The organism is Flavobacterium sp. GW821-FHT12A05 (assembly GCF_058807735.1).
In genome coordinates this window covers 386379-413267 of sequence record NZ_JBXAQY010000004.1, presented here as the reverse complement: position 1 = coordinate 413267, position 26889 = coordinate 386379, and the positions used below count along the sequence as shown (strand labels likewise).

20 protein-coding genes are annotated in these 26889 nt (G+C 34.0%); 8 read left to right on the top strand and 12 right to left on the bottom strand.

Annotation, left to right across the window (positions count from 1 at the left end; genetic code table 11):
• Positions 1–3: 3 nt before the first annotated feature.
• The 8 genes from AC1RRQ_RS11450 to AC1RRQ_RS11415 all read right to left on the bottom strand — a co-directional run bounded on the left by AC1RRQ_RS11450 (position 4) and on the right by AC1RRQ_RS11415 (position 8349).
• A complete protein-coding gene (locus tag AC1RRQ_RS11450) occupies positions 4–1056 on the bottom strand; it encodes a type III polyketide synthase (protein ID WP_493023158.1) in 1053 nt (350 codons plus the stop codon).
• Positions 1053–1763, bottom strand: coding sequence for a methyltransferase domain-containing protein (locus AC1RRQ_RS11445; RefSeq protein ID WP_493023157.1), 711 nt, complete (start codon positions 1761–1763; stop codon positions 1053–1055). The genes AC1RRQ_RS11450 and AC1RRQ_RS11445 overlap by 4 nt, the downstream gene beginning before the upstream one ends.
• The gene (locus AC1RRQ_RS11440) at positions 1756–2886 is read right to left on the bottom strand and encodes an NAD(P)/FAD-dependent oxidoreductase (RefSeq protein WP_493023156.1); all 1131 of its coding nucleotides are present in this window, start codon (positions 2884–2886) and stop codon (positions 1756–1758) included. Before AC1RRQ_RS11440 ends, AC1RRQ_RS11445 begins: the two co-directional genes overlap by 8 nt.
• Before the next feature lie 344 nt (positions 2887–3230).
• Positions 3231–3722: an acyl-CoA thioesterase gene (locus AC1RRQ_RS11435; RefSeq protein ID WP_493023155.1), complete on the bottom strand. Its 492-nt coding sequence runs from the start codon at positions 3720–3722 to the stop codon at positions 3231–3233.
• Positions 3723–3776: 54 nt separating this feature from the next.
• Positions 3777–4358 (bottom strand): TetR family transcriptional regulator C-terminal domain-containing protein, encoded by a 582-nt coding sequence (locus AC1RRQ_RS11430; protein ID WP_493023154.1) that lies wholly within the window; start codon positions 4356–4358, stop codon positions 3777–3779.
• A gap of 87 nt (positions 4359–4445) precedes the next feature.
• Positions 4446–4916 (bottom strand): hypothetical protein, encoded by a 471-nt coding sequence (locus AC1RRQ_RS11425; RefSeq protein ID WP_493023153.1) that lies wholly within the window; start codon positions 4914–4916, stop codon positions 4446–4448.
• A gap of 12 nt (positions 4917–4928) precedes the next feature.
• Positions 4929–5204 carry a hypothetical protein gene (locus AC1RRQ_RS11420; protein WP_493023152.1) on the bottom strand — a complete coding sequence of 92 codons (276 nt, stop codon included), beginning with the start codon at positions 5202–5204 and terminating at the stop codon, positions 4929–4931.
• A gap of 436 nt (positions 5205–5640) precedes the next feature.
• Complete coding sequence (locus AC1RRQ_RS11415; protein WP_493023151.1) at positions 5641–8349, bottom strand: S8 family peptidase; 2709 nt, start codon at positions 8347–8349, stop codon at positions 5641–5643.
• A 479-nt stretch (positions 8350–8828) separates the two neighbouring features.
• Between AC1RRQ_RS11415 and AC1RRQ_RS11410 the strand changes: the two genes are divergently transcribed.
• From AC1RRQ_RS11410 to AC1RRQ_RS11400, 3 genes are all read left to right on the top strand, one after another.
• Positions 8829–9659 (top strand): M57 family metalloprotease, encoded by an 831-nt coding sequence (locus AC1RRQ_RS11410; protein ID WP_493023150.1) that lies wholly within the window; start codon positions 8829–8831, stop codon positions 9657–9659.
• Positions 9660–9867: 208 nt separating this feature from the next.
• Positions 9868–11223 (top strand): DUF3108 domain-containing protein, encoded by a 1356-nt coding sequence (locus AC1RRQ_RS11405; RefSeq protein WP_493023149.1) that lies wholly within the window; start codon positions 9868–9870, stop codon positions 11221–11223.
• A gap of 230 nt (positions 11224–11453) precedes the next feature.
• Complete coding sequence (locus tag AC1RRQ_RS11400) at positions 11454–11867, top strand: ribonuclease E inhibitor RraB (RefSeq protein WP_493023148.1); 414 nt, start codon at positions 11454–11456, stop codon at positions 11865–11867.
• Between the two features lie 81 nt (positions 11868–11948).
• Here the strand turns inward: AC1RRQ_RS11400 and AC1RRQ_RS11395 are convergent, their stop codons facing one another.
• Positions 11949–13250 (bottom strand): beta/gamma crystallin family protein, encoded by a 1302-nt coding sequence (locus AC1RRQ_RS11395; protein ID WP_493023147.1) that lies wholly within the window; start codon positions 13248–13250, stop codon positions 11949–11951.
• A gap of 488 nt (positions 13251–13738) precedes the next feature.
• Between AC1RRQ_RS11395 and ppk1 the strand changes: the two genes are divergently transcribed.
• The 4 genes from ppk1 to AC1RRQ_RS11375 all read left to right on the top strand — a co-directional run bounded on the left by ppk1 (position 13739) and on the right by AC1RRQ_RS11375 (position 21572).
• Positions 13739–15757 carry a polyphosphate kinase 1 gene (gene ppk1 / locus AC1RRQ_RS11390; protein WP_493023146.1) on the top strand — a complete coding sequence of 673 codons (2019 nt, stop codon included), beginning with the start codon at positions 13739–13741 and terminating at the stop codon, positions 15755–15757.
• A 191-nt stretch (positions 15758–15948) separates the two neighbouring features.
• Complete coding sequence (gene mprF, locus AC1RRQ_RS11385; RefSeq protein WP_493023145.1) at positions 15949–18576, top strand: bifunctional lysylphosphatidylglycerol flippase/synthetase MprF; 2628 nt, start codon at positions 15949–15951, stop codon at positions 18574–18576.
• Positions 18577–18637: 61 nt separating this feature from the next.
• Complete coding sequence (locus AC1RRQ_RS11380; RefSeq protein ID WP_493023144.1) at positions 18638–20068, top strand: AcvB/VirJ family lysyl-phosphatidylglycerol hydrolase; 1431 nt, start codon at positions 18638–18640, stop codon at positions 20066–20068.
• A 109-nt stretch (positions 20069–20177) separates the two neighbouring features.
• Positions 20178–21572, top strand: coding sequence for an aldehyde dehydrogenase family protein (locus AC1RRQ_RS11375; RefSeq protein WP_493023143.1), 1395 nt, complete (start codon positions 20178–20180; stop codon positions 21570–21572).
• Between the two features lie 36 nt (positions 21573–21608).
• Here AC1RRQ_RS11375 and AC1RRQ_RS11370 read toward each other — a convergent pair whose 3' ends face one another.
• Both AC1RRQ_RS11370 and AC1RRQ_RS11365 read right to left on the bottom strand, forming a co-directional pair.
• Positions 21609–22304 carry a LytR/AlgR family response regulator transcription factor gene (locus AC1RRQ_RS11370; RefSeq protein WP_493023142.1) on the bottom strand — a complete coding sequence of 232 codons (696 nt, stop codon included), beginning with the start codon at positions 22302–22304 and terminating at the stop codon, positions 21609–21611.
• On the bottom strand, positions 22301–23875 hold the full coding sequence (locus AC1RRQ_RS11365) for a histidine kinase (RefSeq protein ID WP_493023141.1): 1575 nt from the start codon (positions 23873–23875) through the stop codon (positions 22301–22303). Before AC1RRQ_RS11365 ends, AC1RRQ_RS11370 begins: the two co-directional genes overlap by 4 nt.
• A 197-nt stretch (positions 23876–24072) precedes the next feature.
• On the opposite strand from AC1RRQ_RS11365, the gene AC1RRQ_RS11360 reads away from it, so the two are divergent.
• Positions 24073–26448: a TonB-dependent receptor gene (locus AC1RRQ_RS11360; protein WP_493023140.1), complete on the top strand. Its 2376-nt coding sequence runs from the start codon at positions 24073–24075 to the stop codon at positions 26446–26448.
• A 4-nt stretch (positions 26449–26452) separates the two neighbouring features.
• Here AC1RRQ_RS11360 and AC1RRQ_RS11355 read toward each other — a convergent pair whose 3' ends face one another.
• Positions 26453–26848 (bottom strand): GNAT family N-acetyltransferase, encoded by a 396-nt coding sequence (locus tag AC1RRQ_RS11355; protein WP_493023139.1) that lies wholly within the window; start codon positions 26846–26848, stop codon positions 26453–26455.
• Between the last annotated feature and the right edge of the window lie 41 nt (positions 26849–26889).

Below are 26889 nucleotides of genomic sequence, written 5' to 3'. Positions count from 1 at the left end.
TAATTACCATTGTAATAAAACTCTTTGTGCCGAAAATCCAGGGCCAAAACTAAGCATCAAGCCTTTTTCTCCAGCTTTTGGTTTTCTGTCCATAATTTGCTCTAAAACGTACAAAACAGTTGCGCTCGACATATTGCCGTATTGTTTGAGAACGTCTTTAGTATCGTCGATATTTTTTCCTAAGCCTGCAAAAAGGGCTTCAACAGTAGTGATGATCTTTTTGCCGCCGGGATGAAATATCATGTGGTCGATGTCTTTAATTTCTAAATTGTTTTTTTGAAGAAACGGATGAATAATGTCTCCAAAATGAGACGCAATTGTATCCGGAACTTCAATATCCAGTACCATTTGCAAACCAGAATTTGTGAGTTTAAACCCCATCATGTGTTCGGCATCATAAAAATGATACATTTCTTCGTCTAGTATTTCCGGGCCATGATCGTCTTTATGCGATGATAGCAGACAGCAAGAGGCTCCGTCTCCAAAAATTGCGGCACTTACAATATTGGGCATCGAAAAATCATCAAGCTGAAAAGTTGCTGTTGGCGATTCTACTGCAATTACTGCAGCGCGTTTTCCCGGATTAGCCTTAAGGAAATTTTTGGCATAAATAATACCTGAAATTCCTGCAGCACAACCCATTTCGGTTACCGGAAGACGCACAATATCCTGTCTCAATTTCATTTTATTAATAAGATACGCATCCAAAGATGGAATCATAATTCCGGTACAGCTTACCGTAATAATATAATCCAGTGACTGCGGGTCCCAATTGGCTTTTTCCAATGCTTTTTTCAAAACTTGCTCGCCCAAAAGAATAACCTCGCGGGTATAAATATCATTTTTTTCTTCAAAGGAAGTTGTCGTAAAAACTTCTTCGGGATCCATTATAGAATAGCGTTTGTCTACGGCGGCGCCTTCAAATATTTTTTTGACTTTTTTAATAAAACGTTCGTCTTGTCCGCTCAGCCAGCCTTCCAGCATAGGGATTATGTCTGCCGTTTCGCGCGAATATTGCGGCAGCTGTTTTGCAGCGGTTATAATTTTTACACTCATTTTTTGGCGATTATCCACTGGTAACGAAAAGCCCATTTCCAGCTTATGGTATAGTTTTTAAAATTTAGTTTTTTAGAGAATTCCTCCAGTTCGTTTTTCTTAAATCCTCTCAAAATAGAGACTAATCCATCTTCTTTCGACATTTTTTTGAGATTAAAAAGAACACATATCAATTCAAAAAGCCGATAGGCTATTTTGCTGCGGTGCAGGTCGTTAATGATGATTCCGGTTTCGGCATTCTTATTAAAGGTAGTGATTATATTTAATATTTCTTCATTAGAAAAATGGTGCAGGGTAAGGGTGCATAAAATAATATCGTACTTTACGGTTTTAAAATCTTCACTAAAAATATCCATGCACTTATATTCAATATTGGGGTATTCGGCAGATAAATTTTGGGCATAATTTATAGTAAAATCATTAGCGTCGACGCCGATAAGTTTGAAATTGAGATTATTTTTTTTGCCAAAGTCAGCCAGCATTCGAAGCATATCTCCGTTGCCGCATCCAATATCTGCAATAGTAATTGTTTTTGAAATATCAGTTTGTTTTAAAAGTCTTTTTATTCCGTGGAGCGTCAAGTTATTGCCACCCAATAATTGATTGATACGGGCAATTTGATCCAGCGCAGCTCTTAATTCTTCTCCCTCAAGAGAAAAATCATCCATTATTTCGGTTTCCTGTGTTCTATATTGCGTACTAATCATGGACTGGAATAGGTTTACCGTGCGTTTGTTTAATTATGGCGAGAAGCAGTCCCGGAAATGAAGCTGTTATGGAAACCAGCATATTGGTAATGGTTTTATGGGTTAAAATTCGGGCCAGAATTCTTCCCATAAACAATCTTTTTTCGAAATTTTTATTCCATTCTTTTTGATATTTTTTTTCTAATAGTTCTCGTGATATTTTTTTATCAGCATAAAAATCTAAAATGAGTTCCGATGCTATTTTTGCACTGTGAATTGCCATTGCCATTCCGTTCCCGCAAAGCGGATGAATAAGTCCGGCCGTATCGCCAATCATTAAAATATGGTTTTCTACCGCTTGTTTTTTATCAAAAGAGATTTGGCTTATGGTTAAAGGTTTTTCAAACAAAAGCGTACTGTTTTCAAAAACAGATTTAAGATGTTTGTTTTTGTAAAGTACATTTTGCTGATATTCTTCAATATTTTTATATTGTTTGAAAGTTGCGTAATCGGCCAGATAACAAATGTTTATAATATCATTTTCAACTTTAGAAACACCGCAATAACCGCCGTTAAAGTTGTGAAGTGCGACAAGATCATTGTCGATATTACCCGAATAATGCGCTTTTACAGCCAGCCAAGCCGATTTTTTATGGAAGAAGTTCCGATTTAAAACCTGATCGACATTTGATCTTTTACCAAAAGCCCCCAAAACTATTTTAGCAGTTAAAGTTTGTTCTGAAGTTGTAACCGTGAAAATGTCATGATCAAAAACAATATTGGTAACCGTATCTTTCAATATAACAGCGTTATCTGCCAATGCTTTTTGATATAGGAAATGATCTAATGTATATCTGCTGACGCCAAATCCGCCTAAAGGTAGTTCTGCCTGTGCATTTTTTCCGTCGTTTGAAGAAAATTCAAACTTAGAAATATAGGTGGGATTTAGCTGCGAAATATCAACGCCAAGCCAAGAAAGATAGGGCAGGATTTCATTCGAAATATATTCGCCGCAAACTTTATGTCGGGGATAGTCTGATTTTTCTATCAGCAGTACTTTCAGGTCCTTTTGAGATAGGTGAATAGCGGCCGTAAGACCCGCTAAACCCCCGCCAATAATGAGTACATCCCAATTTGTTTTCATATTACCAATTTAGGTATTAAATCTCAAATAGAAGTAATTGCATCGGTACAAAATTTATCTCAATTGAATAAAATATTACTCTAAAAAAATGAAAAAAAATCCCAGTTTCGAATGGTTTGAAACGGGGATTATTTGATATTCGTTGTGTAAGGCGCGAGTGCGATCTGTATCTATAAATTATAATTATTTCCAAAATTCAAGTCAGATTGACATTGTAGAGGCGCACAGCAGTGCGTCTCCGCAACGTATATCGACATGTTTTGTGCAGCTTTGTGGATATGCCGGGCGTAGACGCACTGCTGTGCGTCTCTACGGAACAGACGTGTTATTATCAAACAAAAGAATTAAATGTTTACTTTGGCTTTTAAACCTTGAATAATTTCTAAGAATCTATTTTCAAAAACAGGCTGATCTACTGGTAAAACAACGGATTGAAATAGTTTCATTAAGTCGTCAGAATGCGTGGCTGTTTTTTTAGCCTGAATATCGTAGTGAATAAATTTAATCCAAAGAATTGCTTTTAATTCCGTTTCGTTTTCGTTCCACATTTTCATTTCAACCAGCAGCAAATTATCTGTATACTGAATCAATTGTGACTCAACCAATACGGTTTCCATTGTAAAAGCCGGTTTTACATAACTGATCTGATTGGATGCTACAACCCAGCTGAGTCCTGTGCTGCGCATGTATTTAAAAATATCCAGATCGTAATGTTCTGCAATTTGATCTTCGCGGACGTTTATAAAATACTCCAGGTATTTTGAATTGTTTAAATGATTGAACGGATCACAATCCTGAAATCGAACTTTTCTTTTGGTTTTTAATATTTTTTCCATTTTTTGAGTGTATTGTATCAAATACCGATCGGTATCTGATGGGTTAAAAATTTTTTATTCTTTGATTTGATTAATTATAGTGCTGTCTATAAAGTCCATAGCATTTGAGATATAGGATGAATCATTGTGGGTAAAGGCTAAAAGTGAGCTTCCCTCAATGAGTGATAAAATTAGTTTGGCATATTTATCGGGATCGGTATTTTGCTGGATTTCATTATGGGTTATACCATCTGTAATAATGTTGGTAAGACCTGTAATGAATTTATGAGATAGATTTTGTGCCGTTTTAAACAATAACGGATTGATGAATTTAGTATCGACTCCGGCGCGAAGCATTGGGCAGCCGCCACGATCTTTAACTAAACCATAATAACTGCGCTGGTAGTTTGTGATAGCGTGCAGCTTATTTATACTTCCTTGTGTAGCAGCAACGAGTTTAAATAACGGTACGATGGCTAAATTTACATTTAACTGGAAGGATTGCAGCGCTAAATCTTCTTTATTGGCAAAATTGCAGTAAATAGCGCCTTTTGTTAATCCGGTTGCATTTGTAATATCTGTTAAGCTTGTACCAATGTATCCTTGTTTGTTAAAAATAGGAGCTACTTTGTCTAGTATAAATTCAGATGTATTCATAATCCGCTTAAAATGAAAATATTCAAGCAAATATAATACAAATACCGATCGGTATTTGAGAAAAATTAATATTTTGAGAATTATTCTTTATTTATTTCCAAGCTCTACCTTGAATTTCCCGAAGTAAGGATTATCAGCCATTTGAGAATGGCCGATTATTAGAATATAATTTCCTTTTTGTTTAATTGGAACATTTAAATCGATTCCAAAAGGTCCGTCTGAAGATTTATCGGGAAAAATAATTTGGTTAAAGCGGATATTTCCTCCGCCAATAGGAGTGGTAATCTTTCCTTTTAATGCCTTCGGGTCTTCAATGTTAAACTTAAGATAAGCTCTGGAATGAATTGAATCTAAAGTACCTTCGGCTGTAAAAACGCCTTTTTCACCCTGAGATTTCAAGACAATCGTGTCGCCAATTTGTTTGTTTTCTTCTTTATTTTTATCAGAAACTGTTTTGGCAGCAATTGAATCAGTTGTGGCTGCAGAAGTATTTTTGTTTTCTTTTTGCTGGCAGGAGAAAAAGAAAACAGATAGTAAAAGGATAGAAAATTTTTTCATTACAATAAAGCTTTAGTGCAGCATTTCAAAAGTGCCGGGTTGTTCTTCATTTTCTCCAAATTCTCCTGCGAGGTTTTCGTCATTATCTTCTTCTTCCCAGTCATTTTCATCGTATTCAGAGTCGAAATCATCGTCAAGATCTTCTTCCAGTTCTCCAAGTTCCAGATTATAATGATTAGGTGATATAATGGCAAAGCCGCCTTCTAAATAATCATCGTAGTTTAATAATAATTGTTCTTCGTATGAAGTTGAATCTTCTTCTATGTTTAGGTAATTATGGAATGTCATATAAATTGCTTTAAGTTAGTAGATTAACATGAGCCTGATTTGAAATTAGGCTTACCTAAAAGTACAATTTATATTAAAATATTTCTTACATAATTATGGGAATTGTTTATTGAATTTACATTTTTGTGTATTAAAAATTTTGATGTGATTTTTAAATAATCCAGCTATTAGCGAATTTTTTATTGATTGTAAGGCTCCAGAGGAACCGTATATTTATAGCATAATTTAGATCCCTACGCATAAAGCTCCATAGGAGCGACATTTTTTAACAATATATATCGCTCCGCTGGAGCTTGATATTAGGGGGTAGATAATTGCTATAAATATTATGCTCCGCTGGAGCATTTTTCATTAAACAGCTTAATTTCTTTTGTACGCATAAAACCTACAATAGAGCATTTTTTTGCTATTAGACTGAGGAAATCGAAATAATAATTTAAAAAACAGCAATTTTCCCTGTTTGTATTTCGCCCTGGCTGGTCTTTATTTTATAGATATAAATTCCTGAGGCCGTATTTTTTAGATTGAGGGTGTTAGTATTAGAAAGTAATGGAGACGTAAATATATTTTGTCCGCTAATATTATATAGATAGAAAACGGCATTTTTTTTGGCTTCAATATTCAATACTTCGTTTTTAGTTAATACTGTCGGATATAAAAAGAACAAAGTATCGCCCATATAGCTGGCATCAAGAATGTGGGAACTTATTACATTATTGTTTTCTAAAACTATATTTATTTTATATTTATTACTGCCTTTTATTGGCGAATTATCCAGGAAAGACAATGTTTTTGAATCGACATTATTTATGGTACTGATGAGATCTTCGGTATCATTATTTATTTTTACTAAGTCAATCTTTTTGATATTGTACAAGCTGAAAAGACTGGCATCAATCTTTATTTTGTTTTCCTCATAAACTTCGGCGAAAGCCAATTCAAAATAACAATTGGAGTTTTCTGTGTATTGTAAAGTGGATTCACTTTTTATTCCTTCATTATTATTGAATACAGGAGCAATGGTATAAATTTTTCCGTCGGTATAGGCGTAATTAGCGTTTGTTGTTTGTTCTTTAAATTCGAGTTGATTTTCTGTAAGCTGATAAATATTAAAAGAAGAAACATCGGAAGGTTTGTCCCAATTAATTTCTGTTGTGCCATCGCAGACTAAACTGGTAGTGATATTTAAATCGTAAGAAATTGTAAAACTATCTGAGATATAATCAATATTATCAATGGTCATTTTTAGTTTTGCTTTAGAAAACTTTTTTTCTGCAGGGGTATAAGTAAATTGCTGCTTATCGAGATTTATATTATTTGCAATAATTTCCCAAGTTTGCCCATTATCATAACTAATAGATAATTGTCCGGAAATGGCAGAAAAGGAAGAACTCCATTTAAGCGGAGAAATCGTTTTACCATCATAAGGGAAATTATCATTCGTAACAGGGTAATTCCACTCAAATTGATTTTTGAGTTCGTATTCGTACGCAATGCTGTATTCCTGAGACGCATTCGAAACGTATGATCCCATAACGTTGATTGTATAAGATCCGGATACAGGATTTTCGATCGTGACTTGCTCTATGTTATTAATTTTATCTTTTCCTCTTACCGCTGGCTGATCAGGAGTTTCAGGATTAAGAATCCAGGGTAAAAAAGCGGTGTTGTCAGCCGAAATAACTTCCAGATCTAAATCGTTTACCAGACTTATATTACTGTTGATTGCGGCAGCAAGATCGTTCCATACTAATGTAATTTTTAAGTTTTTTGCATTTGAAGGAAGTGTTATGTTATGTGAATTTGTTTGAGAAGACGCCAAATTACCTGATAGGAATCTATTTTCGCTGATGGTTTTTAAGCTTTTATAAGCATTAATATTGCCATAACCATAAGTAAAATCGGGACCTGCGTTGCCTAAATCTTTGGCACTGTTAATTAAAATGGCTTTGGTAAGTACATTACTTAAATCTTTGTTGTTTGTAGCTTTATAATGTTGTTTTAAAAGTGTAATAATTCCTGTGGCCAATGCGGTAGAATTTGAGGTTCCTTGCGTGCTAAAGGCAACTAATTCGGGTTTTATTCGGCCGTCATAGGCTGGGCCTTTTGAAGAAAACGGCATAATGACTTCGTTTTGGTCAACACAGCCAAATGCGATACTGTTTTTAGATTGTTTGAAATTGCCCGTAATAGATTTATAACCCTGAAGTCCTGTATTTCCAGACGAAAAGCAATGCGTTAAATTGGTATTTGAGAATAATTGCGTATCATAAGCATTTGCGAGTGAACCGTAAAAATTTTCAATCTCAGTACCATAAGAATGATTTTGAGCGCTTATTCCTTGTAGTGTTTCTATTTCATCAGGATAAATTTTCAAAAAATCAGACGATTGTAATTTTGCCTTTTGGGCAACTCCTTTTCCTAATACAGAACTATTTCCTAAGCCGGAAATGATAGTAGCCATAGCGGTTGCGTGGCTTGATACAAAGGTAGATTGTGTTGATGAAAGAATGTGTTTGTTTAGTAAATCGATGTCGTTTACATCAAAAAAATCATCTTTTACGGATGCAATTTCGTTTTCGCCTGTTAAAAGCGGAAAAGCAGCATTGGCTTTGTTTACCGCATTGATACTAAAATTTTGATCTACTATTTTTGATTCACTTTTAGGGCGCATCGATTCCTGAGAAACAGCCATTACACTATTTAAATCTATAATCTCATCTATAATTTTTTTGGAATCACTTTTTATGATTACGAGATGATTATCGACTATTTGAAAATCAGAAATATTCAGCACTTTCAAATCACTAATTAAGGTATTGATCGTGTCAGTTGCTATTATATATTGCTGGTCCTCTTTATGATTTGAAAAATTGGAAGGTAATTTCCATAAATTATTAACCGGGAGATTCTTTTTTAGAGTCTTGCTGGATTTTAAACTTCGATATTCAACTATACAAAAATCACGATCCAGTTTTTTTACAATTTTATATTGGTTCTGATGTGCATTTTCTAAAGTGGTAAGATAGTATTTCTCAAATCCTGTTTTGCTTTCTTTTTTGATGTAGTGCTGCCATTTTTCAGCACTTTGGGAGAAACTGATGGCTGTTATCAGAAAGAGGAAAAAAGTAATTTGTTTCTTCATTTGCTATAGATGTGAGGGCAATTATAACATTGTTAAGGATTGTAAAATTTGCTGCAGGTTAATCAAAGTTATTAAAATATTTGTAAAAAAAATTATACGTTTTTAATTCCTTCAGAATATTAAGAATCTGTAAGAAGAATATCTTCTTTTAAGGTCTTTTTCTTTTTTAAACGGCATAGAAAATCGAAAAATCATTTTTTAGAGCATACAATTAAAAAATAATAATTGGTGTCTAATTATTAATCTAACAGGTTGATTTGTATTTAATTATTGATTTTACTGGGCTTCACGTAATAATCAGATTAGTATTACGAAAAAACGATATGTTATATATTTAACAAAAACTGTTAATTTTGTTAAATTGATATTTTATAAGTATTTTAAGATAAAATTATATATAAATTTGATATAAATATTACTAATATTTTGTAAAGACCCCTAATTTATCAGCTTATTTTTACAACCAAAAAAAACCTATTATGAAAACAATTAAGTCAATGTTAGCTTTGTCTTTTATGGCAGCAGTACTGTTTTCTTGTAACAAAGAAGATGAAACAGTACAATCAGATCAAGGATCTCTAAAAGTAACACAAGAAGTGTTAAATAAAATTAGTGCACTTTCACTAAATAATAAAGATGTTCAGGTAATTAAAAATACCAATTTAGATGGTACAACTGAAGATGCATTCCTGATAGAAGGAGACATCATCATTACCCCAGATCAATTAAAGAAAATGGATCTTCATGGAGGTATTACTACAGAACAATACCGTACTACTAATTTAGTATCTGCTCCAAAAACTATTAAAGTGGTTGGATTATCAGGTACTGGAACAACAGCGCTTACTACAAATATGCGTGCTGGATTACAAGCAGCAATTAATAGATACAACAATTTAGGATTGTCTATTAATTTTACGCTTACATTTAGTTCAAGTACTACTGGAGCACACATTGTTGTCCGGAGACAAACTGGCTCTGCGGGCGGAGTAGCAGGTTTCCCTTCTGGTGGAAATCCTTTTAATTCAGTTACATTGTACTCTGGATTAGATACTTATTCAACAGGTGTAAATGCACACGTAGCAGCACACGAAATTGGTCACTGTATTGGTTTACGTCATACAGACTGGTTCAGCCGTCAAAGCTGCGGGCAGAATTCTAATGAAGGAACGGCTGGAGTTGGAGCAATCCAAATTCCGGGAACACCTTCAGGATATGATGCAACGTCATACATGAGAGCATGTTTCGGTTCGAACGAAACAGGAGCTTTCAATGCTAATGATATTACAGCCCTGAATTATTTATACTAGAATTATTTAATTAAAAAAGTTGAATTAGAGTTCTCTTTACAAAATATAAGAGGCTGTTCCATATTTCTATGGAGCAGCCTTTCTTTTTATTTAATATGGCTGTTTTTGAATTTCAAAAAACATGATTTTTAAACTAAATAACCATGAAATCAGGTATTGTTTTTTGTATTTGATGTTGATAAATTTGCGTTTAGTCAAAAAAAATGTAATGGGAGATAACAATATAGATGGTTCTTTATTTAATAAATTAACTTTTTTTAAAAACACGAAAGCAGGCTTGGTAAAACACCTTTTTTATGTAATGTGCCTGTTTCCTTTTGCCGCATTTTGTCAAAAGGCAGTTGCACCCGGCAGTAAGGATATCAATACTAAATATATCAAACCCGAAAAATCCCTCTACACCGTATATTATGTCAAGGATACTAGCTGGACAAAGATGGGATCATTGACTTATGATATTGTTGCAGAAAACAATCAATTAAGTTTGACGAATTCCTATACTCCAAAAGACAATTCGAGAACCAGCGCGCGTACTACTGTGGCAGACGCTCAAACACTAAAACCTATTAGTTATACCAGCGACGGTAAAGAAGCAAAAATAAATCTCAACTTTGGTGAGACTATTACAGGGAACTATTATTCGAAGAAAACCAAAAAGGATAAAAAACTGAAATTAAATCCAAAGGAAGCCTATATTGACTGGAACTGGACAGATCATTTTATTGGGACACTGCCATTAGATGTTGGATATAAAGCCCGTTTTCCGCAGTTTTATTATACAGATGGATCTGATGTTTTTATTGAATATTACACCATTAAAGAGGTAAAAAGTTTCAGCTATAATTCTCCAAAAACAGGAAAACACGAAACATGGCTTGTTACTGTTTCTGAAGAAAGCAGCGGCGGCATCTATAATTATATCATTGATAAAAAGGATCATCGTTTGTGGCAGCGAGAAATGTCTATGGGCAAAGGGATGTGGGAGATTACAACTAACGAGGAGTTAGACTATCAGCCAATAAAAAATAAATTTGACAAAGAACAAGTCGTACAGCAAATTTCTAAAGGTAATAGTGTCATTATTGGTACAGCCTATGCACGATCAGACTCGGGTAAAAAATTAGGTGGTTTGGTTAATACAGCTAAGAAACAATATGCACCAAAGGGCACAGAAATTACACTTTTTCCAGATTCAGCCTATTATGAAGAATGGTTAGAAGTCAATAAGAAAATTCGCAAACAGAAAAAAATGCCTGAAGTTCCTTTGAATGCTGATTTTGGTTATTCGGTTAAAAAGGCCAAAGTTTATGACGATCAGGGGCATTTTGAGTTTGCAGATTTAATGCCGGGAACCTACTTAGTTATGGCTAGTTTTGATTTTTCAAACTCTTATAACTATTCCTATGTTTCGGGTTATACCAATTATTATAACTATTGGGGATATACAGGTTCTTCAACAAATTATGGTACAGCCAGGGCCTCTTATGTAGATAAGGCCAATGTGGAGAAGCGCGTAACCATAGATAAGGATGGCGAAAAAAAAGAAGTGAACTTAAGGGAATAGTTAAAAACTTAAGAAAATTGAAACAAATTTAATTCTGCATTTTAAAGGGTAATTTCTTCTTTTTGTTAGTAGATATATATTCTAATTTATTAGTAAATAATCTAATTTATTTAGAAAATAACTATACAACACAGCTGTTTTTCAATGTTAAGTTTTGATTACCAACTAAAATCTGATATAATATTTTTCTATGTTTGCTTTAGATAAAGTAACCTTTAGTAAAAGCAAAAATGGAAATCCTAAGTTTTTTAAATGTTAAAAAACAGAAACGATACGTTTCTGAAAATGATTTTGCGGCCAATCAAATCAGGCATGTAAAACAAGCAACAGAATCACTTGTAAGTTTACGAGATGTCGCTGTAGAAGAAGAAGACGAATTCAAAATCGATTATTTTTTTTACACCGATACTCTTGAAAAAGCACAGAAATTAGAAGAAGAAATTCAAAGCATGAATTTCATCGTTAATCATGGACCTGCTTCACAGAACAAAAATTTATTTGCAATTTCAGGAAGAACGCTGGAAATAAAAATGATGCATGAATCGCTTAGTAAATGGGTTTCTGAAATGTGCGAATTAGGATATAAGCATGACTGCAATTTTGAAAGCTGGCAGATTGTTCCTGACTTGAATAAGAATATCTAAACGCAGATCTAAAAATATAAATGGATATAAAACAAGAAAACGAAGTTGTTTCTTGCTTTATATCCACTATAAAAAGTAAAATTATATAGCTGTTATTTTAATAGAACTGGTTTTGTCATTAAAATTACCCAAACAGCTGTTATTGCCAGTAATTACAACAGATTCTCCACTAAAATTGTCGTTTTGGTATAGTGTGATTTTGTAACCGTTTTCTAAACGAACAGAGGACAAATCATCGTTTGCAATACCATAAGATTTAAGTTGAGCCAAAGTATAATTTCCTGTAGGCAAAGCAATTGCATAACCTGTATAACTACAATTTTGATATACCGTAACAATACCTCCAGCCGAAGGATTATATTTATTATCTACATAAGTACGGGATAAATTGCCAACACCATCAAAATAATTATCAGCTAGTTTTGCAGGATCTGTTGCAAATTCGCCGCCTTGAACAACAGCATCATTTCCATCATTCCACGCCCAAGGAGCATTGGCACCTCCGGTTTTAAAATCATTTCCTTTAAATCCTCCGCCAGCATTATAAAACAAATCGGTATTAAATCGCTGATCCCATAAGCCGCCGTTTTCAAAAATATCAACCAATTTATATTCTACATAAGTATCATAATTATCAGATGGAATTTGTGCCGTTCCGTTTGGCGACGGATAGTAAATAATTCCATCACCATCAATATCATGCTGCGGCCACGCTTTAAGACTGTGTCCTTTTGAATCCTGAGCCGTAACCGGATGCAGTTCTCCGTTAAAATCTCTCATTTGCAAAGTTCCGTCAACGCTTTCTAATCCGGTTACAAAAGAACTTCCAGATGGTACATACGAGAAAAAGTCGGAATGGCTTACTGTAACAGCTCCTTTTAAAGAACCATACGTAGAACCGTCTTTTTCTACAATCATTAATACACCTTCGAGATCATTTTCATGCTGGTCTAATTGATACAAAAAAGGATTATCTGTCCAATCTCGTGGAGAGAAAAAAGCATAAGTAATAAACCAGTGTGTATTCGATTCTACTATTGAATAATAGCAATGTGCGGCTAAAGAATTTGCATAAGCAGGAAGATTGTTCCAGTTGTTTTCGCCAACCCAGTCATTGTCGTAATTAATTGCCGTGATGTAATCTGATTTCCCGCCTTCAGAATAAGTTCCTGTCGCGTCTACATCTCTGTAATGAATAGGCGCCCATCTTCTGGCTAAATTAGAAGTTGCAGCAACACTCATTTTTTTTGTGTTTAGTTTTTCTTTTACCACCGCAGTAGTTTCTGATTCTTCTAATGTCGTGTCCTGGCATGAGAATGTAATTGCCGATAACAGCATAATTAAAACTTTACCTAGCGTCTTTTTTCGATTCTGTTTTTTCATAATTTGGGTTTTAATTGTTTATAACATATTTAAATTCAATGATTTTTATAAATGATTTAATTGCAATAAGCAACTGAGAAATAAAAAGTAATCAGTATTGGGAGAAAGGTTGTTTTCTATAAAATTTGTCGATAAATGGGCTTTTTTTGAATTATAATTCTTACTGCTTATAAGTACCTTAAAAGAGAAATCGTACTATCTAAGCAATATTATAATACCGTTATCAAAAAGTTAATAGGAAAAAGAGTGTTATTGTTGTTGATGGCAGTAAAATTGATCGAGGTACAGTTGGTAAAATAGGAGTTGAACCAACGTATATAAAAGCCTTAAAGCGATATTAATATAAAAATTAAGATATGTTATCAATCAATTAAATTATAGTTAACAGCTTGTCTGCATTTATATTTTAAATTATTAATTCTCAAATTTACAAGTGCATTAAAAAAGCAGTAATTTATTTATTCTTTACTAATAGAATTTTATTAAACGTGCAAAATTACCTTATACCTTCAGAAATTTCATGGCTTTCTTTCAACGATTGTATCTTGGATGAAGCGGATGACTTCAATAATTCATTATATGAAAGAATTAAATTCTTGGCCATACATTCGTCTAATTTAGATGAGTTTTTTAGAGTAAAAATCAGAAAACTGCTCATTAAAAATTCAAAAAAGAACAAAGAACTTCTAACTAAAATTTTAGACGAAGTCAATTTGCAACAAAACAGATTTGGAGCCATTTGGAATTATTCAATAGTACCCGAATTAGAATCTAATAATATTATTTACTATGAAGATCAAGAGCTTTTAAATGAACATTTGCAGGAGATCGAGTATTATTTTAAAAGCATTATTCTGTCCTACATTCAGGTAATTTACATTTCGATAAATCAGCCTAAAACGTATTTTCTGCATAACCGAAGTTTGTACTTTCTGATAAAATTAAAAGACAGCGCAGGGAATTACAATTATGCTTATTTGAATATTCCTTCGGATAAACTGGATCGATACAAGCAATTACAAAGTCTAGGAGATACACATTATATTATTTCGATTGATACCATAATAAAAAATTGCTTATCCTTTATATTTCCTGCCGGAAAAGTGGTTTCCTGCCATGCTATTAAACTAAACCGAGATGAAAATTATTTAATAGAAGATGAAAATTCGGGAGATTTAATAGCTAAAATTGAAGCCAAAATCGAAGAACGAAAACGAGGTTCGGCGACAAGATTTCTGTATGATTCTAATATGGATGCCGAAACCATTTCGATATGCAAAAAGGCTTTCCGTCTGCATAATAATGAAATGATAAAAGGAGGAAGCCATCATAATTTGTATGATTTATTTAAATTTCCAAATCCGCTGCAACCTAATCTTCAAGGAGAAAATTATCCAGGTCTCAAGCATCTTCCATTCGAAAGCAGAAAATCGGTTTTTGAAATTATCGACAAACAAAATCAATTATTACACTTTCCGTATCAATCGTATTATTATGTTCTTCAGTTTTTTAATCAGGCTGCAATTAATCGAAATGTAACCGAAATAAAAATTACTTTATACCGCATTTCATCACAATCCTTAATTGCAAATGCTTTGATAAGTGCAGCAAAAAACGGAAAAAAAGTAACTGTTTTTGTAGAGGTTAAAGCACGGTTTGACGAATACAACAATTTGTTCTGGTCTAGGGAAATGAAAAATGCAGGTATTAAAATCATTCAGAGTATGCCAAATTTAAAGGTTCATGCTAAAGTTGCAATGGTAACAATGAAAGATAAATACGGAAATAAAAAGTACTATAATTACCTCTCAACCGGAAATTTTAATGAGAACACAGCAAATATCTATTCTGATTTTGGATTTTTTACTTCGGAGAAAAAATATACTGATGACTTAAAAAAAGTCTTTTCATTTTTAAAAACCAAGAAAAAAGCAGATGTACCCAAACATATTCTGGCAGCAGGTTTTAATATGAAAGAGCGGTTAATAGAATTAATAGATCAGGAAATTGAGAATAAAAAAACTGGTAAAGAAGCTGCAGTATTTTTAAAGGTAAATGGAGTTGATGAAAAAGATATTATTGACAAGCTTATTGAAGCCAGCAGGGCAGGCGTAGATGTAACATTGATAGTGCGCGGTATTTGTACTTTGTTACCCGGAATTAAATATGCAAGTGAGAATATAAAAATCTACAGAATTGTAGATATGTTTTTAGAACATTCCAGAATCTACAAATTTGCAAATAATGGAAAAGAAAAAATCTATTTATCGTCTGCAGATATGTTAAGCCGAAATTTAAACAGGAGAATAGAAGTTGCTTTTCCGTTATACGACGAAAAACATATTGCAGCAATTAATACAATCATTCAATTGCAATTAGAAGACAACACAAAAAGAAGAATCATAAACAGTGAAGGAACTAATGAATTCGAAATTTCGGATATTGAGGAGGCAAGGCGTGCTCAAACCGAAATTTACCATTGGATTGCCGAGAATAATGAAGAATAAAGAAAAGACCAGATGAAAAACTGATTTGAAATAAGCTGCAGCGTTATAATGAATTGTAGTCCAAGAACTAATACATACTTTTTGAGTATGATTTTTTAGGCGATTTGTAATTAAAATAAAAATTATCGTACATTTATATACGTCCAATTTTTGGTTTTTCATAAGCAAATTATTCTCTCTACAGTATAAATATGAAAGTATCAGCCGTTTCCAACCGTTTTGTTAGTTTTTTTAAAGAAAGAAAAGGAATTTCTTTTTTACGGGAAAATGATAAAATTATCAGACAATCTATACTCACCATTTTCTTTTTTGGAATTGGAATCTGGTTTATTAAACACGAACATTCAGAATTAAAAGAGGTAAAAAACGTAATTACCGATGCTGCTTTTTTCTGGGTTTTATGTGGTATAGCGCTTGCCGGTGTTTATATTGTTTTGCAGAGTTTAATGTATTTCGCTTCTTTTAAAGCAGTTCAAAGCAAAATTTCATTTAAACAGGCTGTTATTTTATTTCTTAAGCGAAACTTTGTCAGCGTATTTCTTCCGGCCGGAGGAATCTCCTCTTTAGCCTTTTTTACTAAATCTATCGAAAAAAGCGGCGTTAAACCCACTCAAATCCATTTTGCTTCACTTATATATGGTTTTGTGGGGATTCTTTCTGTAATTATTGTGGCCATACCTGCTTTGATTTATTCTGTTTTTCAGGGAACTATAGGAGCCGGCGAGTGGTATGCTTTTGCAGCAATAGTAGGATTAAGTATTCTGGTGTTTTTTATTTATATCTCGATTTTAAATAAAGGAGCGATATACCGTTTAATACTAAAGTTTTTCCCATCAGCAGAAATATTTATCGACGATTTTAGAAGCAACAAAATAATTAAAAAGAAGTTTTTAGAGGTTGTTTTTTATTCAGTTCTTATTGAATTTGCCGGAATTGCACACTTATATATAGCGATGATTGCATTGGGTTTTCCGCCTTCATTGCCTGCTGCGATAATGGGGTATATTATTTCGGTCATCTTTTTGATTGTTTCTCCTTTTCTCAGAGGACTTGGCGCCATAGAAATTTCAATGAGTTATATATTAATTCAATTTGGCTTTGAAAACGTCAATGCTATTGCGATTACTTTTTTGTATCGTTTTTTTGAATTTTGGATTCCATTATTGGCAGGAGCCTCACTTTTTTTGTTTAGCGCCAATAAATTATTAATGCGCATTGTACCGTCTTTTTTACTTTTTGTTTTAGGATTAATAAATATCGTTTCCGTTTTAACACCTGCTATTTCAGAACGGCTGCATGTTTTAGAAAATATCATTCCTATTTCGGCCATTAAAGCATCTAATTATTTTGTGATAACTGCAGGTTTATTTATGCTTATAAATGCGGCATTTTTGCTCAAAGGATTGCGTGCGGCCTGGTGGTCTGCTGTTTTTTTAACTGGTATTTCGGTTATTGGGCATTTAACCAAAGCAATTGATTATGAAGAAGCCATAATTGCCATAATTGTTTTAGCGAGCCTTATTTTTACACGAAAAGAATATTACATCAAAAGCAATGCACATTTACAAAGTATAGGTTTTAAAACGGTTTTAATAAGCATCACGGCCGTTTTAGCATATAGCATTCTGGGATTTTATTTTTTAGATAAAAAACATTTTAATGTTGATTTTAACTGGTTTGAATCTATCAAATACGGACTTCAGAATTATTTTTTAATTGGAAGTTCCGATTTAGTGCCGCTGGATCATTTTGCTAAACGCTTTTTACTTTCAATAAATATCTGCGGATTTCTATCCTTAAGTTTTTTAGTTTTCGCGCTTATTAGACCATACACGATCAAAAAACAGACAATAGAAGATGATTTTGTGCTGGCTGTTGCTTTGGTAAAACAATATGGAAAATCTGCTCTGGATTATTTTAAAACCTATAGAGATAAAGTCATTTTTACAGCAGAAAATAAGCAATCTTTTCTTGCTTATCGTGTGAGCGATAACTTTGCTGTAGTTCTCGAAAATCCAGTTGCAGAAACAGATGCCGATAGGAAACAATGTATAACAGACTTTGATACTTATTGTTACGAAAATGGATTAAGAAGTATTTATTATCGTGTTCCCGAAGAAAGTCTGCCAGTGTTTCATTCACTGCATAAAAAGAGCTTGTTTATAGGGCAGGAAGCCGTTGTAGATTTAACGGCATTTACTCTGGAAGGCGGTGCTAAAAAGTCGCTTCGTAATGCGATAAGTAAAGTAAAAGAAAAAGGATTTACGGCTGTTATTCATACAGCACCCATAAAGGATGGATTATTGCAGAAAATTAAATCAGTTAGTGATGAATGGCTTATGAGTACCGGCCGTAACGAAATTATTTTTTCGCAGGGAAAATTTGATTGGGAAGAACTCAAACAGCAGACTATTATTACGGTAGAAAACGCCGAAGAAAAGATTGTGGCATTTTTAAATATTATTCCGGATTATGCAAAAGGAGAAGGAACATACGATTTAATCCGAAAAACGAATGATGCCCCAAACGGAATTATTGATTTTCTTTTGTTGGAACTTTTTATGTATTTAAAAGCTGCAGGTTATACCTCCATTAATTTAGGGTTAGCAGCAATGAGCGGGGTAGAAGAAGCGGATACATTTCCAGAAAAATCAATGAAATTTGCCTATGAGCGAATTAAGTATTTTTCTCATTATAAAGGCCTGCGGGATTTTAAGGAAAAATTTTCGCCGGCATGGTATAGTAAATATCTAATATATTCTCACGATTACGATTTATTGCAGGTTCCAATAGTTTTAAACAAAGTAGTAAAACCATAAAGTACTGCAATGTATAACAAGAAAGTGTAGTTTAATTTTTTAATGCTAAAAAGTAATTAAAATGAATAAAATTATAATTCTCATTCTGTCCGTTTTTATTTTTAGTTCCAACGCATTTGCCTCAATATCCGATACCATAAAAGTAGGTGCTTTTGGGAAAGTCACAATCTATAAACCCAAAACACCTGCCACTGCTGTAGTTTTGTTTGTTTCGGGCGATGGAGGCTGGAACAGCGGTGTCGTTGATATGGCTGAAAATATTGCTGCTCAGGGTGCATTAGTGGCTGGAATAGATATTCAGCATTATTTTAAGGCAATTAAGAAAGAAAAAGTCAAATGTTATTATCCAGCCGGAGATTTTGAAGAATTGAGTATGATTTTGCAGAAAAAAGTAAAAATGAATGAATACTTAAAACCAATGTTAGTGGGGTATTCCTCTGGTGCTACTCTTGTTTACGGAATGCTGGCACAAGCTCCTGCCAATACTTTCAGCGGAGCAATCGCTTTGGGTTTTTGTCCTGATATAGAAACTGACAGGACGCTGTGTGACGGTTCAGGACTGACTTCACATGTTTTAAAAGAGGGAAAAGCTTTTTATCTTGAACAAACAGAAAAACTAACAGCGCCTTTTATTGTACTGCAGGGAACTACAGATCAGGTATGCAATTATGCCGATACAAAAAAATATATGGACGGTCTAAAACAAGGCAGGCTTATTACGCTGGCTAAAGTTGGACACGGATTTTCGGTTACTAAAAACTGGCTGCCTCAATTTATTGAAGCTTATAAGGAAATTTTGAGCACGCCGGAATATGCAAAACAAAAATCAGAGCAAAATTCTTTACTAAAAGAACAGCCTCTTGCACCTCTGGCTTTTGAAATGCCTCTAACTTTAATTCCAACGCGAAGTAAAGATGAAACGCAGCCCATAGCATTTTTAATTTCCGGTGATGGCGGATGGACAAGTTTTGATCAGTCTGTTGGGGAAGGGCTGGCAGAAAAAGGAATTGCAGTAATAGGATTAGATGCCCAGAAGTATTTTTGGAATGCTAAAACTCCCATAGAAACCGCTGAGGCAATATCAAAAGCCGTTGAACATTATTTGCAGCAATGGAATAGAAAGACTTTTATACTAGTTGGTTATTCATTTGGAGCTTCGGTTGTTCCTTTTGCAGCAGCTAATTTTTCTGAACCAGTAAAAGAAAAATTAAAAGGAGTTTATGCCTTGTCTCCTGATGTAAAAGCAGATTTTGAAATTCATATTGCCGATATGCTGAGCCTGGGAAGTTCAAAGGATAATTATGACGTTATTTCAGAAATGAAGAAGATTAAATCGTATAATCCGGTTTGCTTTTTTGGCAGTGAAGAAGACGCAGAAGTTCGTAATCGTTTTTTACAATCAGGGATTAAAACCATTCAATTAGCGGGTTCACATCATTACAATAATGATTATAATAAAATAGTTGAAAGCATTCTGAAAGAAGTTAAATAATAGATATTGTATCGACAGAAATTGTAATGATCGATAATTTAAACTAAATTTAGGGAACAAATCTTAATAAGCAGCATGTTTAATCAGCCTTATTAAAAAGAAAATAATTATGGAAAATACCACAAAAATACTGTTCCCATACGATCAAAGTTTTGTAAAAGAATTACCGCTGATCAATAAAAAGGATAGTGAAAATAGATTGAATATTGCTCAAAACTTATTTAATGACCAATCTAATTGGATTCCGGCTTACAAAAGAATTGAAATATTAGAAAAGGCCGCTTTATTAATGAATGACAAGATCGAAGAACTGATACACATTGCGATAAGCGAAGGCGGAAAACCCTATAAAGATTCGAAAGCAGAAGTACTTAGAGCGATAAAAGGAGTTAAATTAGCTGCAGAATATATAGCACAAATAAAAGGCGAGCAAATTCCGATGGCGCTTACGGAAGCTTCTTTAAATAGAATTGCTTTTACATCAAAAGAACCTATAGGCGTTGTTGCCGCAGTTAGTGCTTTTAATCACCCGTTAAATTTAGCCGTTCATCAAATTGCAACCGCAGTTGCAGCAGGCTGTCCTGTATTGTTTAAACCATCAAGCAATACACCTTTATCAGGTCTTGCTCTTGCTGATATTTTAAAAGAAGCCGGTTTACCCGAAGGATGGCTGCAAATAGTTTTATGTGATAACGAAACAGCTGAATTTTTAGTTACAGATTCCAGAGTTAATTTTTTCTCTTTTATAGGGTCAGCAAAAGTAGGGTGGTCGTTAAAAAGTAAATTATCTCCGGGAACCAGATGTGCATTAGAACATGGAGGCGCAGCACCGGTTATTGTAGAAAGTGATGCCGATTTTAGCGAAATGATTCCTGATTTAGTTAAAGGCGGTTTTTATCATGCAGGTCAGGTTTGTGTTTCGGTTCAGAAAATTTATGTGAATAAGGAAATTTGCGATGAATTTGTCGAACAGTTTTCCAAAACAACCGATAAATTAATTGTCGGGAATCCGTATGATAAAACAACAGATGTCGGGTCACTTATTTCACCCAAAGAAGTAAATCGTGTTGAAGAATGGGTTAACGAAGCTGTTAAAGAAGGAGCTCAATTAATAAATGGAGGAAAACGTATATCTGATACTACTTTCCAACCCACAATTTTATTTAATCCTTCAGAAAAATCTAAAGTTTCAACTAACGAGATTTTTGGTCCTGTTGTTTGTATATATCCTTTTACAGATAGAGATGAAGCTGTAAAAAAAGCAAATGCTTTAGAAGTACATTTTCAGGCTGCAGTCTTTACAAAAAATATAGATACTGCTTTAGATGTTGTAAAAAAACTAAACGCTACAGCTGTTATGATTAATGATAATACTGCTTTTAGAGTAGATTGGATGCCGTTTGGCGGAAGAGATTCTTCGGGTTTAGGTATGGGAGGGATCTCTTATACGATTAATGATATGACAAGAGAAAAGCTAATGGTTTTTAAAAGTAAATTTTTATAAAAATATTCTAACTAATTGTTTTAGATCAGGCATAAATTAAATCATCTTATGCCTGATTTCTTTATATTTTGAACGGCCAACAGGCAATAGTTCTCCATTTTTAAGCAGCATATTATATTTTCCGCCCGTTTCTACAATCAGTTTATCTGCTTCCTGCCAGCAAAGAATATAAGATTTATGAATTCGTTCGAATGCCCCGGGAAGTAGTTTTTCCAGCGATTCCATAGACTTATCATGTAGTTCTATACGTCCGTCGAATAAATGCAGTTCCGTATAAATTCCTGCGCCTTTTATGTATCTAATATCTTTAACCGGAATGAGTTTAATCGTTTTTGCTTTTTTTACGGCTAAAAACTGAATGTCCTGTTCGCTTTTTCTTTCAGGTGTTATAAAACGGGTAAAAGCTTGCGTAAGTCTGTTTACGTCAAAAGGTTTAGGAACAAAATCCAAAACACCATAATTAAATGCCATGATAGCTTTATCGGTATAAGCAGAAATAATAATGGTTTGAAAAGATTTTGCAACGACTGTCTGCAAAACTTCAAAACCGTCTTCGCCATTCAAATTCAAGTCTAAAAGCAGTAAATCAATTTGTTGTTTTTCGATTGTATTTAACCCATTTTCAACAGAATCGCTAAGCAGAATCTGAACTTCTTTATCAAAAAAATCACGGGTCATTCTTTCGATTCGTTTCGCAATTCGGGCTTCGTCTTCAATAATTAGAATTTTCATTTTTTATCAAAAATTTTAATTGTTGTACACCATCCTTCTTCTACAGGAAAAGATTCAAACTGCCAATTACTGCCGTAACTTTCATTTAATCTGGCTTTGATGTATTTAAAACCAGTTCCGCCGCTGTTTTCCTTCTTTCTGTTTCGGTTTTTTGCCAGCGTTAACAAGGTATATTGTTTGTATAGTTTTTCTCTGGTAAAGCTTAAAGAGAAAGTAATAGAGCCTTGTTTGGGCGGCAGACTGTGCGTGATTCCGTTTTCTATAATAGTATGAATAACCGCAGGCGGAATTTCTTCACTCGCATCAATATTTTTTTCTTCCCAATTATAACTTATTTCTTTTCTAAAAGACATTACCTCTAAGTGCTTTCGGCACAACTCGATTTCCTGCCGAATAGGAATCAGCGTATCCTCGGCAATAGCATTCATAATATCAAATTCATCTGCCAGCGCACGAATAAATACAACGCCCTGCTGCGGTGATTCTTCTATCCAATCTATCAATGAAGTCAGTGTATTACGAAGAAAATGAGGCTGAATGTTTTTCTTAACCAGTTCTAACTGCAATCTCGATGAAAGCAATAACGATGCGTTATGAGCTTCTTCGAGAGCTTTCGCCCGAATAGTATGCAGATAAAGCATAGAAAGAACGATAATCGTAAATGCGATAAACAATCCAAAATCATAAAATATATATCGATTTACAATTACACTTGCCAGTAAACCCATCACGACTATTAAACCGCCTTTAACTTTTCTGAATGCCGCATCGATTGCAATAACTAAAGATACAGCACACATGGCATAACTAAAATAGACTGCTGTTTGATCATAATGACCGTAATAGACCATATAAATCGTGAGAAGACTTGCAAACAAAAGAAATAAAAACAAGCGTTTTCTTTTAAAGTCAAACTGCAGCATAAAATACCAGGGAACAAGTATCGAAATTATAAAGGTAAGCAAACCAACAATCTGTAACCGAGTATAAAAGTGGGTATACGGAATGTCGATATAAAATTTGATGTATTCTATTATAAGCAGGCAAAAGAAAAGCAGACAGATTATTCCGAAAACTAAAACAGCTGTTTTCTTTCGAGTGCTGTTTATATAGAGAAAAAAATAATAAATAGAGGCGATAAGAAAAGCTCCTGCCATAATATTCATAAAAGACATGACAACCAGTGGTGCACGCTGCAATCTTAAAAAGCTTTCCAGTTTTACTTTCATGCCTCGCTGCGATTCTCGTAAATAAACCTGAGTTCCCGTTACAGTTACCGTATGCTTGCCTATATTGGCTAATTTTTCGGGAATTTGGTAATACGTTAATTCAGTTCCTGGTACTTCGGCGTGACCGGATTTAGCCATTTTGCCGTTTCTTCCCACAAAAACACCGTCCCAATACACATCAAAAGCACCAAAACCAGTTACTTGTATGCCCAGCGGACTGTAAATATTTTCGCGGTTAAGCAGTTCGACATCAATATCCACTTTAAATATAGAATCTGCCGACTGACCCAGAAAATTCTGCGGTTTATCATCATCAACATAATACGTTACATCAGATTTCACATACTCAGTATACTGTTTACAGGACGAAAACAATAAAAAGATTAAAACGATAAAAAAGGGCGATCGATACATAAGATAAAGATAAAATAAATATCGAATTCCCAAATGCATTTCGAAAGCTTGTAGAGCCGTTTGCATGTTTTAAAGGACGACGATTTATTTAATGAAGTAATCTTGTATCATCAAAACCAATAAATATGAAAACCTTAATAACCAGTATTTTAATTTTATTTATTCCGATGTTTAGCTTGGCGCAGAAAGCAGCTGTTTCCGGTAAAGTTCAGGATAATGCAACTAAAGAAGCAATTCCGTATGTGACCATATCAATACAAGATAATACTTCAAAAACAATTGCAGTTGGCGTAACAGACGACAAGGGAATTTTTAATTTCGAAGAATTGCCAAACGGTAAAATGACGGTTTCTTTTAACTATATCGGATATCAAAATTACATCCAAACATTGGAAATCCTTTCGGGAAAACCAAAAACAGCATTAGGAACGATTCTTTTACAAGCCGATGCTGTACAATTAAACGCAGTTGAAGTTACAGGACAAAAATCCAGTGTAAGTTTAAAACTCGATAAAAAAGTTTTTGAAGTGGGAAAAGATGTGCTTTCGCAGAATGGCTCTGCCCACGATGTTTTAAACGGAGTTCCATCTGTAACAGTCAGCCCAACGGGAGGAATAAGTCTTCGCGGCAACAGCAGTGTATTGATATTAATCAACGGGCGTCAGTCTGGCTTAACGCAAAGCAATTCTCTCGATCAAATTGCCGCCGATCAAATTGAACGTGTAGAGGTAATAACCAATCCTTCGTCTCGATATGATGCTTCGGGTTCGGCAGGAATTATCAATATTGTATTAAAGAAAAACAAAAAAAACGGTTTCAGCGGTCAGGTTCGATTGGTTGCCGGATCACCAAATGACAGCCGACTTAATCCAAGTATCAATTTTAAATCGGATAAAATCAATATTTTTTCCAATTTTGGTCTCCGTTCCTCTGATTATGTGGGATTATATACTTCTAATCAGTCTACTATGAATAACGGTACTCCAAATTACCTCAATCATGTACAAAATGAAGATCGTCACGACGATGGCAAATTGATGTATTTGGGTGCTGATTATTATATTGATGAACATCGCACCATTACCGCCGCTTTTTTGAAAAATGCCACAAAAGATGATGATAAAACCCGTTTATTATATGATTACAGCAATGCGAACCATATACGAGACAGTCTTTTAACAAGAGAAGGAAAATCATTGGAAAAAAGAGATTACAATCAATTTGAGTTTAATTATACTCAGACTTTTAAGAAACCATCAAAAAAATGGACTATTGATGTTCAGTACGATTGGTGGAACAGCGATAAAAAATGGAATCTTTTAACACAACGTATTGATCCGGAAACACTGGCTTATCCTGGCATTCGAACCAACTCAGTAGGAAGCAGCAAAGATTTGCTTTTGCAGAGTGATTTTATTATGCCAATCGATTCAGTTTCGGTATTTGAAGTGGGCGTTAAGACCGAGATTCGTAAAGTTTCCAGTCAGTTTTTGGCTGAGCAGCAAGAAGGGAATATTTGGTCAATTTATCAGGATATTGATAATGATCTCAATTATACCGAAACCATTTCAAGTGCTTATGCGCAATACAGCAACAAGTTTAAGAGATTTAATTATATGCTGGGACTTCGTACAGAATTTACCAAAGTTTCGATTGCAGATATTAAAAATACCTATAACGATGATAAAAAGTACAATAGATTATTTCCTACCGTTAATTTGAGTTATAAGTTCGAAGCCTCGACTTTGCAGTTAAATTACAGCAAGCGTATTAATCGTCCGTCATTGTATGCTTTATATCCTTTTAACGAACTGACTGATTCGAATGCCCAATATATTGGGAATCCAGATTTGAATCCGTCCTATTCTGATGTGTTTGAATTGGCTTTTCTTAAAACATGGAAAAAGTTTACGCTCAATCCTTCCGTTTATTATCAATGGGAGAGTGGTTATATTCAAGATTTTACGTATCGTGAAAATGATATATTTTTTACAACGCCTATTAATATTCAGCATGAAATACGCAGCGGTATAGAACTTTCTACCTTATACAATCCGTTAAAATGGCTTCAGGTCAATTTAGAAATGAATTTCTATCATTTTACTCAAAAGGGAAATTATCAAGACCAAAATCTTGACTATTCCGGACAAACTTTTACCGGACGTTTAAGCACGCAGGTAAAACTGCCGTCAAAATTCAGTTTTCAGGGACGTTATAATTTTCGAGGCGCACAGCAAAATGCACAAACAAAAAACGATGCATTGCAATCGCTTGATTTTGGTTTAAGCAAAACGTTATTAAAAGACAAAGCTACTATTGTATTTGATGTTTCCAATGCGTTTGACTTACGCCAGAACAAAAGCACCACAACGGGTACGGATTATTATATTAGAGAAAACAGCATGCCAAACGCAGCCCGCTACCGACTTAGTTTTGTGTATCGTTTTAATTTAACAGATCCTAAAGCAATCAGACAGGCCGCTAGTGCTAATCGTAATTGATTTTTTATAAATCTAATGTGTAGTACAAGACATCTTCGCGCGTACCATCAAGCCAGTTCATTGTTTCTCGATGAGTGTATTTAAATCCCAATTTTTGATTTGCAGCTTTTGATACGACATTGCTTTCTCGATGACTGATGCTTAATTTTTTCAATTGTAAGTCAGTTGCCCATTTCATTCTGGCTTGATATAAAAGCGAAGAGAGACCAATTCCACGGTATTCTTTTTTAATATAAGATTGACCTAAATAGGCTTCATCATCAGTCAATAATAAAATACTGGTCATGCCAATAGGAATATCGTTTTCTAAAAGCACAAAAACAGCTCTAGGATGTTTTGTACGCTCTATCCATTCGGTATCTGTAAGAGCAGCTTCCTCCGGAATACTGGTTCTAAACATTGCTGGTTCTATTTGTAGTGCTTCCAGGCGCATTTGCTTAT